This is a genomic window from Methylobacterium sp. UNC378MF (assembly GCF_900103195.1).
GTDB lineage: Bacteria > Pseudomonadota > Alphaproteobacteria > Rhizobiales > Beijerinckiaceae > Methylobacterium.
In genome coordinates, this window is sequence record NZ_FMWU01000004.1 from 255,749 (window position 1) to 266,969 (window position 11,221).

An 11,221-nucleotide genomic window follows, 5' to 3' on the forward strand; every position below is an offset into this window, starting at 1 on the left:
GCAAGCGTCCCGCGGCCTACCGCGCGGGGCATGCCATCCCCATATGATGTCCATGAACGACAACGTTTTTTTCGTCCAGGAGCAGACCGTGAAGCCGGCACCCGGACGGGCTTCGGCCGGGTGGCGGACGCTGCCCCTCGAAGGCCACTTCGACCTCGTCTACGAGGACGCGACCGGCGCCTGGAGCAACCGGTCGCTCGACGCGCGCGAACTCAAGCTCGGTCCGGGCCGGACGCTGCTCGGCGGCATCGACGCGCGGCGCGGCGGCTATCGTGGGTTTCGGGTGGACCGGATCCGCCGTCTCGTCGACGGGACCACCGGCGAGCGCATCGAGACCGGGATCCTCGACCGGCTGCTCGGGCGCGCCGAGGCGCAACGCCGGGCCGACGCGCTGCGGATCCGCCGACAGGCACGCGTGCGCCGGAAGGCGGCCGTTTCTGCCCTGGCTTAGCGATGTTGCCTGGCGATGACGGGCTGTGCGCGAAAGATGGGGACCTGCGCGGGCGCGTCTCCCCATGTTGGCTGCGGTTGCGTATAGCCGATGCATGGACCTGATCACCAACACTGACGCACTGCGCCAGATCTGCACACGCCTCGCCGAGCAGCCCTTCGTGACCGTCGACACGGAGTTCATGCGCGAGACGACGTACTATCCCAAGCTCTGCCTGATCCAGTTGGCGGCTCCGGATGGCACGGGCGTGCTGGTCGATCCTCTGGCCCCGGGAATCGACCTCGAGCCGTTCATCGCGCTGATGGCCGACGAGCGCACGGTCAAGGTGTTTCACTCCGCCCGTCAGGACCTGGAGATCATCTGGCTGATCGGCGGGATCCTGCCGCATCCGTTCTTCGATACGCAGGTCGCCGCCATGGTCTGCGGCTACGGCGATTCCGTCTCGTACGAGCAACTCGTCAACGATGTCGCGAAGGCCAAGATCGATAAGTCGTCCCGGTTCACGGACTGGTCGCGACGGCCGCTCTCCGAGGCGCAGCTGACCTACGCGCTGTCGGACGTGACGCACTTGGTGAAGATCTACGAGGTGCTCGTCGCCGAATTGCTGCGGACCGATCGCGGCGCTTGGCTCGACGAGGAGATGGCGGTGCTGACCTCTCCCGAGACCTACCGCGCCGACCCCGCCCAGGCCTGGCGGCGCCTCTCCGGGCGGATGCGTAAGCCGCGGGAGATCGCTGTGTTGATGGAAGTGGCAGCGTGGCGCGAGAGCGAGGCCCAGGCGCGCAACGTTCCGCGCGGGCGGGTCCTGAAGGACGAAGCGGTGATCGACATCGCGTCGGCGGCGCCCCGCAACGCCGAGGCGCTCGGCCGATTGCGCACGATTCCGGCGGGGTTCGAGCGCTCCCGGACGGGGGCCGACATCGTCGCCGCCGTGGAGCGCGGTCTCGCCCGTGACACCAGCGCCGTCCGGATGCCCGAGCGCGCGCGGCGGAGCGGCGGCAACGGCGCGATCGTCGAACTCCTGAAGGTCCTGCTCAAGGCCGTCTGCGAGGCCGAAGGTGTCGCACCCAAGATCATCGCCACGGTCGACGATCTGGAGGCGATCGCCGACGACGATGCCGCCGAGGTGGCGGCTCTCCAGGGATGGCGCCGCGCGCTGTTCGGCCAAAAGGCCCTGGCACTGAAGCAGGGCAGGCTGGCGCTTTCGGTCGAGGGCGGCCGGATCGTGGTCCGCGCTCTGCAGACCGAGCCTGTGGAGACCAGCGACGACCCGGCCGAATGACAGCGCCGCGACGGTCGTGGGACAATCCGGGCCCATAGGCGTGACTTGCCACCGGAGCGGGATTAAATGGCAATCGGATTGCCATTTAATCCCGGCCGTGCATCCCGCGTATGTTCGAACCGAACGAGATTTTGAAGACGCTGACCGGGCGCGGTCTCGTATCGGCAGAGGGATGCGAATCCGCTCGGGTCCGCTATCGGCTCGTTGTCGAACGGCGTGAAGGCGGGCTCGTCGCGTACGGTAACCTCTACGGCAGTTATTCGGGCTTGCGGCCGATCTGGCTGGAGCCGGACGCCCAACTCCGGCTCTCCAATGGCCGACGCCTCAACATCTCCGTGACGGACTTGGTTGGCGAGGTCGCCGAATTCGAGAGCACAGGACCAGTCGGCGCTCTCTGACAGTGGTCCTGAGCCACCAGACATTACCGGCCGCGGCTGTCTTCAGCATTCGCGCTGGGTGCGGCCGAAGGCCGAATGATTCTGAGAAGCGGGACGATCTGGCAATTTGTCGCGCGCGAACACGAATTCGGTCGACCGGATCCGTCAAAATATCGGATGCGGCGACTGGGCGCACGCGGGTCGACCGGGAAAATTTGGCAGGACAAAACGGCCAAGCCGTCTTGCACCGCGATGGAGCGGAGCCGGGCTCCGCTTTGCCCGGACTGGCGGCCCGCGCAACAAGTGCATGCTAATGCCGAGCAAAGCGCTCGCGACTGCAAGTTCTGCATGGAAGCCGCATCCGTAGCCGTGTGATGCAGCTAAAGGAACCGACCGCCTCTTGTGCGCCGCACCATTTCTTTTCGCAAATGCATGACATCGACCGTGCATTTGTCACAAGAAAAGAAGCTTTCACTGTGTGCTCACAGGTGCCGAACTGCGAGTTGACGGCGCTCAAAAATCTCTTAAGGTCCGGGCAAGCCTCGGTTTCGAGGGAGCCGCCTCAGGGATGGCGGCTCCTGGCTAGGGGATCAGTAGATCTCCTCGAAGTCCACTATGCCCGCTACCGAGGCGTCCATCCCTGTCGCAAACAGTCAGGTCGGAGTCCGAGCGACGCCAGTCTTTTCGTGCGCCGCGAGAACTCTCAAGACTTGTCGGAGGAACCCATGAGAGCGGTACATCTCCTTGCGCTCGGCGCAGGTGTCGCGGCCGTCGCCGCGCCGGCGCTGGCCAATGAAAGCGTCATGAAGGGCATCGCCAACCCGGCGGAACAGGTTCTTCAGACGGTCGATTACGCGAATACGCGTTACTCGAAACTCGATCAGATCAATGCCAAGAACGTCAAGGACCTACAGGTCGCCTGGACGTTCTCGACCGGCGTGCTCCGCGGCCACGAGGGCTCGCCGCTCGTCGTCGGCAACATCATGTACGTGCACACGCCGTTCCCGAACATCGTGTACGCCCTCGACCTCGACCACGAGGCGAAGATCCTCTGGAAGTACGAGCCGAAGCAGGATCCGTCCGTGATCCCGGTCATGTGCTGTGACACGGTCAACCGCGGCCTCGCCTACGCCGACGGCGCCATCCTCCTGCACCAGGCCGACACCACCCTCGTGTCGCTCGACGCCAAGACCGGCAAGGTCAACTGGTCGGTCGTGAACGGCGACCCGAAGAAGGGCGAGACCAACACCGCCACGGTTCTGCCCGTGAAGGACAAGGTCATCGTCGGCATCTCGGGCGGCGAGTTCGGCGTGCAGTGCCACGTCACCGCCTACGACCTGAAGACCGGCAAGAAGGTGTGGCGCGGCTACTCCGAGGGCCCGGACGATCAGCTGATCGTCGACCCGGAGAAGACCACGTCGCTCGGCAAGCCGATCGGCAAGGACTCCTCGCTGAAGACCTGGGAAGGCGATCAGTGGAAGACCGGCGGCGGCTGCACCTGGGGCTGGTTCTCCTACGATCCCAAGCTCGACCTGATGTACTACGGCTCGGGCAACCCCTCGACCTGGAACCCCAAGCAGCGTCCGGGCGACAACAAGTGGTCCATGACCATCTGGGCGCGTAACCCGGATACCGGCATGGCCAAGTGGGTCTACCAGATGACCCCCCACGACGAGTGGGACTACGACGGCATCAACGAGATGATCCTCACGGATCAGAAGGTTGACGGCAAGGAGCAGCCGCTCCTGACCCACTTCGACCGCAACGGCTTCGGCTACACGCTGAACCGCGCGGACGGCACCCTGCTCGTCGCCGAGAAGTACGACCCGGCCGTGAACTGGGCGTCCAAGGTCGACATGGACAAGGGCTCGAAGAACTACGGCCGTCCGCTGGTCGTGTCGAAGTACTCGACCGAGCAGAACGGTGAGGACACCAACTCCAAGGGCATCTGCCCGGCGGCGCTGGGAACCAAGGATCAGCAGCCTGCGGCCTTCTCGCCGAAGACCAACCTGTTCTACGTGCCCACCAACCACGTCTGCATGGACTACGAGCCGTTCCGGGTGACCTACACCCCGGGCCAGCCCTACGTCGGTGCGACCCTCTCGATGTACCCGGCCCCGAACTCGCACGGCGGCATGGGCAACTTCATCGCGTGGGATGGCGTCAACGGCAAGATCAAGTGGTCCAACGCCGAGCAGTTCTCGGTGTGGTCCGGTGCTCTGGCCACCGCCGGCGACGTGGTGTTCTACGGAACGCTTGAGGGCTACCTGAAGGCGGTCGACGACAAGACCGGCAAGGAGCTGTTCAAGTTCAAGACCCCGTCGGGCATCATCGGCAACGTGATGACCTACCAGCACAAGGGCAAGCAGTACGTGGGCGTCCTGTCGGGCGTCGGCGGCTGGGCGGGTATCGGCCTCGCGGCCGGCCTGACCGACCCGAACGCCGGTCTCGGCGCGGTGGGTGGCTACGCGGCTCTGTCGCAGTACACCAACCTCGGCGGCCAGCTGACGGTCTTCGCCCTGCCGAACTAATCGGCCGCAGGGTTCGACGTGAAAAACGATGCCGGCGCGGGTTCCCGCGCCGGCATCCTTGTGATTAGACATTCTCGCAAGAGGCTGCGGCTCGGGGGGAGACGAAGAGCCTCGATCCAGGGAGACACATGCGTTGCTCAACCTCAGCAAGATCGTAACGCGGCCGGTTATCGCCGCCCTCGCCCTAGCGACCGTCTCGACGGTTGCCGTACATGCTGAGGATGCCAAGCCTGCCGACCCCAAGCTCGCCAACTCGTACAACGCGAACGACAAGACCGCCGAGCAGGATCCCAAGCTTCTGAAGCAGGATGCTGCGGTGAAGGTCGAGGACGGCAAGTACTTCGATGCCGACGGTCACCCGACGTTTCACGTGACCCAGGACGGCAAGATGCTCGACTGGTACACCTACTCGGGCTATCGCCGTTATCACGCCGAGTGCCACGTGTGTCACGGTCCGGATGGCATGGGCTCGACCTACGCGCCAGCGCTCAAGGATTCGCTGAAGCACCTCTCCTACGAGGAGTTCATCGGCATCCTGGCGGGCGGCAAGCAGGATGTGAATGCCGCCGAGCAGAAGGTCATGCCCGCCTTCGGCGACAACAAGAACGTCATGTGCTACTCGGACGACCTGTACGTCTACCTCAAGGCACGGGCCGCCGGAGCGATCGGGCGTATTCGTCCCTCCGATCACGAAGATAAGCCCGATACCGCCAAGAAGGCGGAGAAGGAATGCATGGGCGGCTGATGTCGTCTTTTGCCCGGATCGCAATCCTCTGCGCCTTGTCTCTGACCGGGACGCGGGGGGCTCTCGCCCAGCATCTGCCGGATACGGTCACAACCGACGTGCTGCGCGTCTGCGGTGATCCGGGCAACATGCCGTTCTCCGAACGCAAGGAGGACGGCTTTGAAAACAAGATCGCAGCGATCATCGCTGACGAGTTGAAGATCAAGGTCCGGTATTACTGGCTGACTCAAGGGCCCGGTTTCGTGCGCAACACGCTCGGCACCGGGCTGTGCGACGTCATCATGGGCCAGGCCTTCGGGAGCGACCTCGTACAGACCACGAATCCCTATTATCGATCCGCTTACACGCTGGTCACCCGGAAGGGTGAGTATAACGGCGTGACCGGTCTCGATGACCCGCGTCTGAAGGGCAAGAGCATCGGCGTGATCGCCGGTACGCCGCCGGTGAACCGAATGGGCGAACTCGGCCTCGTCTCGAGCATGAAGGCCTACGCGCCCTACCAGCTCGACCCGGCGCGCAAGCACCAGACGGTCGCCGCCGAGATCATCGCGGCGCTGGCAGCCAAGGAAATCGACGCAGCCGTGCTCTGGGGACCGGCGGCGGGGTGGCTCGCCAAGCAATCGGGCACCGCCATGAGCGTCGTGCCACTGCTCAAGGAGCCGGAGCGGCCCCCGATGGCCTACCGGATCGCCATGGGCGTCCGGATCGGCGAGAATGATTGGAAGCGCTCGCTCAACACCGTTCTGCGCAAGCGCAAGGCCGATATCGACAAGGTGCTGCGCGATTACGACGTGCCCCTCCTCGATGATGAGGAGAACAAGCTGGCCGATCCGGGTGAGCGCTGACAAGCGGCGCTAATGTGCCCCTCAAGTTCGCCCCTTTAGTCGCGGGAGGTCAGGCGCGCTCGATCCCGGTCCGGTCAAGTTTGGCCAGAGCATCGGCCACACGTTCGCCGCCGATCACAAGATCGGGCGCAATCTCGGCCAGGGGCACCAGCACGAAGGCTCGTTCGCGCACATAACGGTGCGGCAGAACCAGACGTGCATCGTCGATGCTGGCGCCTTCGTAGGCCAGAACGTCGATATCGATCACGCGCGGCCCCCACCGCTCCTCGCGGATGCGCCCGAGTTTGTGCTCCACGTGCAGGCAAGCGTCGAGCAGGCCGTGGGGATCGAGACTCGTTTCCACCGCCACAGCCCCGTTCAGAAACCACGGCTGGTCAGTCTTGCCCCACGGTGGCGTGCGATAATCGGAAGACCGCGCGGTGACCGTGAGGCCGGGGATCGCCGCGAGACCCGCCACCGCGGCATCGAGCATCGCGGCCATGTCACCGACATTGCTGCCGATGCCGAGATAGGCCCTCATCGACCGGCTCCGCGGCGGCGCGTGATCTCGACGCCGACACTTTCCAGGATTGCGGGGACGGGCGCACTCGGCTTGTCGACACGGACCGTGATGACATCGATCGGAGCGAAACGGCGGAGGATTTCTGTAGCGATCACTTCGGCCAGGGCCTCAATCAGGTTGAAGCGTCGCTCGGTGGCGATCCCAACCGCGACCGCCGTGAGATCCGCGTAGCTGACAGTGCCGGCCACGTCGTCCGAGCGGCCCGCGGCCTCAAGGTCCACCTGGGCTTCCAGGGAGATGTAGAAGCGCTGGCCGAGCACCGCCTCCTCGGCCAGCACGCCGTGCCTGCCGAAGACGGCAATCCGGGTGACGCGGATCAGGTCGCCCGCCATGCTCACCGGGCCTCAGGGCGCATCACGGCGTCGACGACGCGCATCGCGTCGATATGCGCCGCCACATCGTGCACACGAACAATATCAGCGCCAAGAGTCGCCGCGACGGCATGGGCGGCGAGGGAACCGTACAGGCGGTCCGCCGGACGGGTCTCGCGGTCGTGCAGGCGTCCGAGGAGAGACTTGCGGGAAACACCGACGAGAACGGGAAACCCGAGGGCCCGGATCTCAGGCAGACGCCGTAACGCCTCGAGATGCTGGTTCCACGTCTTGCCGAAGCCGACGCCCGGGTCGAGCACGATCTCGGAATCCGCTATGCCTGCCCGATGAGCGATGGTGAGAGACCGCTCGAAAAAGGCCAGCATGTCGGCGACGATGTCGAGATTCGGATCGATCGTCTCGCGATTGTGCATGATGATGACCGGCGCGCCGTGCGAGGCCGCCACGGAGGCGATGTCGGGCTCGCGCTGAAGTCCCCAGACGTCGTTCACGATCCGAGCGCCCGCCTTGAGTGCAACGCGCGCCGTGGACGCCTTGTAGGTATCGATGGAGATCGGCACCGATAGCCGCGGCCCCACGGCCCGGATAACCGGCAGGACGCGCGCCTGCTCCTCGTCGGCGGAGACCGGAACGTGACCGGGCCGAGTCGATTCCCCGCCGATGTCGAGAATTGCGGCTCCCTCCGCGACCAGACGTTCGGCCTGCGCCACCGCCTCGGCCTCAGCGGCGAACAGGCCGCCATCCGAGAAGGAATCGGGCGTGACGTTGAGGATGCCCATGACCAGGGTGCGGCCGCCGAGGGCGGGCAACAGGTGGGACAGGCTAGACGAGGAGGTCACGGAGCGGGTCCCGTTCACAGGCGCGATCGGGAGCCGGTTTGCGCGAATCGGGAGACCGGCGCAACGCCGGCCTCGTCGCGAATCTCAGCCGCGATAGCAGCGGATCTCGGCCTCGGCCTGGGCGCGGCGCAGTTCGGCGACCTTGTCGTCGAAGATTTTGGTCGACTTGAACTCGTTCGCACGGTTGCCGATGCCCTGTCGCATCGACAGGACCGTGCTTGCCTGGACGTACTTGTCGTACGGCAGGATCGCGGCAAGCTGGTCCAGCGAGCAGGAGCATTTCTGCAGGCTTTCGCGGGTTTGCCCGTTGGCCGCCATGCAGCCAAACACGTAATCGACCCGCGCGTCGGTCGGGTAGTCGTTCTCCTCGGCCGCCCAGCCGGCCAGGCCTGACAACGTCAGAGCGAGGACGGCCAGGGTGCCCCGTTCAGCCAGCCTTCTGATCATAGTTCAGCTTCTCCTCGAGCAGCTCGCCGCCATCCGGGCTCTTCGACGATGCCTCGATCGAGACGATCTCGCCCGGGACGGCGGGGGCGATGACGAAGGTATAGGTCATGTCGTCCATGCCGCGCATGCGCTGCGCCATCGCGTCGCCCGCGAACGGCTTGGTGACGACGCGCCAGCCATCAACCTCGCGCCCGTCGATATTCACCTTCGCGGGCGTCACGACGGCCTTCTCGCGGAGGCCCTTGCGGATTGCGAGCTTGAGGTAGCGCGGGTTCGCTTCCAGTACCTTGGCCAGACCACGCAGGTGGTTCTCGAGAAACAGCGACACGACCGGATTGCCCGGCATGTCCTCGAACGGGCCAGCCGGTACCCGGTTCAACCCGGAGAACATCACCACGCTGATATCGCGCGCCTCGGCACTCTTGCCAGGCTCAACCTTCAGCTGGACCGTGTCCGCCAGCGGCGGCCCAAACGGACCCTTCGCGATGCCCGAGCGGCGCAGGTAATCGTAGGTCAGCGTCGAACCCGGCGCGGTATTTTTCATGTGCGGCTGATCGAACAGCAGATCCGCCGCCGAAGGCGGAGCGGCCGCGTTGGCCTGGGTGACGGTGGCAGGCTTTGAGGCATCCTCTGCAAGGGCCGGCGACGCGGCCAGAGCCAGCCCAACGGTCGTCGCGGCAAGGCTCCTCACGACAAGACTTCTCACGAGTGCACGTCCTCCTTGAGCGGCGACCGGACGTTGCTGCCGATCGTCCGATAAACGTAGTCGGGCGGGTTTTCGGCCGCTTCCTCGGTAGCGAGGGCCCTGACCTTGGCGTGGAGTGGGGAGAGCGAGCAGGCCGGATCCGTGGCGGCCGCGTCGCCGGCGAGCGCGAGCGCCTGGCAGCGGCAGCCGCCCCAATCCTTCTCGCGCCGGTCGCAGGAGCGGCAGGGCTCCTTCATCCACTCGGTGCCGCGATAGGCCCTGAAGGCGGGCGAGTCGCGCCAGATCTCGCCGAGCGCGTGGTCGTTGACGTTCCAGAACTCCAGCCCTGGGATCGTCTCGGCCGCGTGGCAGGGCAGGACCTTGCCCTGGGGCGTGACGTTCATCAGCTTGCGGCCCCAGCCACCCGCGCAGGCCTTCGGATATTTCGCGTAATAGTCGGGCACGACGAGGTCGATGACGAGCTGACCCTTCAGGCGCTCCCGGGCCGCCTCAACGATCCGAATCGATTCATCGACCTGCGCCTTGTCGGGCATCAGGGCGGCGCGGTTGACGTAGGCCCAGCCGTAATACTGCGTGTGCGCTACCTCGAGTCGCTTGGCGCCCATCTTCACGGCGAGATCGATGAAGCCGGCCACCTCGTGGATGTTGCCGCGGTGGATCACCGAGTTCAGCGTCAGGGGCAGGCCGAGCTCGACCACCTTGGCGGCGAACGCGAATTTCTGCGGCTGGGCGTTCTTCAGGCCCCCGATCTTCTCGGCGTTCTGCGCGTCGACGCCCTGCACCGAGAGCTGCACGTGGTCGAGCCCGACATCGTAGAGCGCCTGCAGCTTGCCCAGCGCCCCGCCGACGCCGGAGGTGATCAGGTTCGAGTACAGGCCGAGATCGGCACAGGTCTTGGTGATCTCGACGATGTCGTTGCGCGCCGTCGGCTCCCCGCCGGACAGGTGCACGTGCAGGACGCCGAGCGCCGCGGCCTCCCCGAGCACACGCTGCCACGTCTGCGTGTCGAGCTCGCCCGACCGGCGGTCGAGCTCCAGCGGGTTCGAGCAGTACGGGCAGCGCAGCGGGCAGCGATGGGTCAGCTCGGCGAGCAGACCGACCGGGGCTGGCGCATCGGGGCGGTTCGGCGTCAGCGCGTTCATCGCTCGAGAACCCGTTTCTCCGCGAGGCCGTCGAGCATCACCAGGATGTCGGCCTCGATGGCGCGCGGATCGGCCGCGTAGGTCTTGCCCAGCTCGTCCGCGATGTCGGCGACGCTGCGCGCCCCGTCCACGAGCTTGAGGACCGCGACGGCGTTGTCGTCGAGATCGAAGGTGCGCTCGGGGGCGAGGAGCACCCACTTGCCGCGGGTCTCGTCGTTGCGCAGCCGAACCCCGCGCGGCAGCCGCGGGCGGTCGCCGGCCGCCATCGTCCCGCCGGCCGCGCCCGATCCGGCCCGCGATGCCTCGGCCACGAGCCCTTCTCCGGGCTGCCACGCGTCCGGGGGGACCATGCCGGGGGCGACGTAGGCGAAGTACAGCGCGTCGAGCTGCGTCCAGAGCACGGTGCACTTGAACGTCAGCGCCGCCAGCGCCTGCCGCTGCAGCTCGGGCGTCGTCGCGTGCTGCTTGACGTAGTCCAGGGCGAAGTCGGCGTCCCGCGGCGCCTGGGTCAGGCGCTTGTCGAAATAGGCCAGCGTGTCCTTGGTGATGAAGTCGTAGTTCTTCAGCATCCCGGCGACGCGCTCGGAGATGATCGTCGGCGAGAACATCTCGGTCAGCGACGAGGCGATCGCCTCCAGCAGCGTCTTCTCGGAGACGAAATGGACATAGGCCTCGACCGAGAACTTCGTGGCCGAGAGGATGCCGCGGGTCGACAGCACGTAGGCGCGGTCGAAGCCGACGCCCTCGGCCAGCTTGAGCCAGCGCTCGATGCCGCCGTCGCCCTCGTGGTCGCCGTCATGGTCGACGATGCGCTGGCGCCAGATCCGCCGCAGCGACGCGTCGGTCATGCGCGCCAGCACGGCGGCGTCCTTCACCGGGATCATCGCCTGGTAGTAGTAGCGGTTCAGCGCCCAGGCCCGGACCTGATCCTTCGACAACTTGCCGTCGTGTAGCAGCCGGTG

Annotated in this window: 13 protein-coding genes; 6 read left to right on the forward strand and 7 right to left on the reverse strand. The window is 66.0% G+C overall.

Features of this window, described 5'->3' with window-relative positions:
• Positions 1-52: 52 nt before the first annotated feature.
• The 6 genes from BLT59_RS06340 (at position 53) to xoxJ (ending at position 6,231) form a co-directional block, all read left to right on the forward strand.
• On the forward strand, positions 53-451 hold the full coding sequence (locus tag BLT59_RS06340; protein WP_244513874.1) for a hypothetical protein: 399 nt from the start codon (positions 53-55) through the stop codon (positions 449-451).
• 94 nt (positions 452-545) lie between these two features.
• Positions 546-1,733, forward strand: a complete 1,188-nt coding sequence (rnd, locus tag BLT59_RS06345; protein WP_091777588.1) for a ribonuclease D — start codon at positions 546-548, stop codon at positions 1,731-1,733.
• A 110-nt stretch (positions 1,734-1,843) separates the two neighbouring features.
• The gene (locus tag BLT59_RS06350; RefSeq protein ID WP_091777590.1) at positions 1,844-2,131 is read left to right on the forward strand and encodes a hypothetical protein; all 288 of its coding nucleotides are present in this window, start codon (positions 1,844-1,846) and stop codon (positions 2,129-2,131) included.
• Between the two features lie 704 nt (positions 2,132-2,835).
• The gene (xoxF1, locus tag BLT59_RS06355) at positions 2,836-4,641 is read left to right on the forward strand and encodes a lanthanide-dependent methanol dehydrogenase XoxF1 (RefSeq protein WP_091777592.1); all 1,806 of its coding nucleotides are present in this window, start codon (positions 2,836-2,838) and stop codon (positions 4,639-4,641) included.
• A gap of 133 nt (positions 4,642-4,774) precedes the next feature.
• Positions 4,775-5,386 (forward strand): c-type cytochrome, methanol metabolism-related, encoded by a 612-nt coding sequence (locus BLT59_RS06360; RefSeq protein WP_091777594.1) that lies wholly within the window; start codon positions 4,775-4,777, stop codon positions 5,384-5,386.
• The gene (gene xoxJ, locus BLT59_RS06365; RefSeq protein WP_244513875.1) at positions 5,386-6,231 is read left to right on the forward strand and encodes a rare earth element methanol dehydrogenase accessory protein XoxJ; all 846 of its coding nucleotides are present in this window, start codon (positions 5,386-5,388) and stop codon (positions 6,229-6,231) included. Before BLT59_RS06360 ends, xoxJ begins: the two co-directional genes overlap by 1 nt.
• Positions 6,232-6,280: 49 nt before the next feature.
• Here xoxJ and folK read toward each other — a convergent pair whose 3' ends face one another.
• The 7 genes from folK to pqqC form a co-directional block, all read right to left on the reverse strand.
• Positions 6,281-6,751, reverse strand: coding sequence for a 2-amino-4-hydroxy-6-hydroxymethyldihydropteridine diphosphokinase (gene folK, locus BLT59_RS06370; RefSeq protein WP_091777598.1), 471 nt, complete (start codon positions 6,749-6,751; stop codon positions 6,281-6,283).
• The gene (folB, locus tag BLT59_RS06375; protein ID WP_091777600.1) at positions 6,748-7,125 is read right to left on the reverse strand and encodes a dihydroneopterin aldolase; all 378 of its coding nucleotides are present in this window, start codon (positions 7,123-7,125) and stop codon (positions 6,748-6,750) included. Before folB ends, folK begins: the two co-directional genes overlap by 4 nt.
• A 2-nt stretch (positions 7,126-7,127) precedes the next feature.
• A complete protein-coding gene (gene folP / locus BLT59_RS06380; RefSeq protein WP_091777675.1) occupies positions 7,128-7,964 on the reverse strand; it encodes a dihydropteroate synthase in 837 nt (278 codons plus the stop codon).
• 84 nt (positions 7,965-8,048) lie between these two features.
• A complete protein-coding gene (locus BLT59_RS06385) occupies positions 8,049-8,411 on the reverse strand; it encodes a hypothetical protein (protein ID WP_091777602.1) in 363 nt (120 codons plus the stop codon).
• On the reverse strand, positions 8,392-9,102 hold the full coding sequence (locus tag BLT59_RS06390) for a hypothetical protein (protein ID WP_244513876.1): 711 nt from the start codon (positions 9,100-9,102) through the stop codon (positions 8,392-8,394). The genes BLT59_RS06385 and BLT59_RS06390 overlap by 20 nt, the downstream gene beginning before the upstream one ends.
• Positions 9,103-9,113: 11 nt before the next feature.
• The gene (pqqE, locus tag BLT59_RS06395) at positions 9,114-10,259 is read right to left on the reverse strand and encodes a pyrroloquinoline quinone biosynthesis protein PqqE (RefSeq protein WP_091777606.1); all 1,146 of its coding nucleotides are present in this window, start codon (positions 10,257-10,259) and stop codon (positions 9,114-9,116) included.
• On the reverse strand, positions 10,256-11,221 hold a 966-nt coding region (pqqC, locus tag BLT59_RS06400), incomplete at its 5' end, for a pyrroloquinoline-quinone synthase PqqC (protein ID WP_091777678.1). The genes pqqC and pqqE, both read right to left, overlap by 4 nt.

What these genes read in the sequence shown, in the direction of transcription:
- BLT59_RS06340 (WP_244513874.1), top strand. Translation starts at nt 53, where the DNA reads ATGAACGACAACGTTTTTTTCGTCCAGGAGCAGACCGTGAAGCCGGCA.
- rnd (WP_091777588.1), top strand. Translation starts at nt 546, where the DNA reads ATGGACCTGATCACCAACACTGACGCACTGCGCCAGATCTGCACACGC.
- BLT59_RS06350 (WP_091777590.1), top strand. Translation starts at nt 1,844, where the DNA reads ATGTTCGAACCGAACGAGATTTTGAAGACGCTGACCGGGCGCGGTCTC.
- xoxF1 (WP_091777592.1), top strand. Translation starts at nt 2,836, where the DNA reads ATGAGAGCGGTACATCTCCTTGCGCTCGGCGCAGGTGTCGCGGCCGTC.
- xoxJ (WP_244513875.1), top strand. Translation starts at nt 5,386, where the DNA reads ATGTCGTCTTTTGCCCGGATCGCAATCCTCTGCGCCTTGTCTCTGACC.
- folK (WP_091777598.1), bottom strand. Translation starts at nt 6,751, where the DNA reads ATGAGGGCCTATCTCGGCATCGGCAGCAATGTCGGTGACATGGCCGCG.
- folB (WP_091777600.1), bottom strand. Translation starts at nt 7,125, where the DNA reads ATGGCGGGCGACCTGATCCGCGTCACCCGGATTGCCGTCTTCGGCAGG.
- BLT59_RS06385 (WP_091777602.1), bottom strand. Translation starts at nt 8,411, where the DNA reads ATGATCAGAAGGCTGGCTGAACGGGGCACCCTGGCCGTCCTCGCTCTG.
- pqqE (WP_091777606.1), bottom strand. Translation starts at nt 10,259, where the DNA reads ATGAACGCGCTGACGCCGAACCGCCCCGATGCGCCAGCCCCGGTCGGT.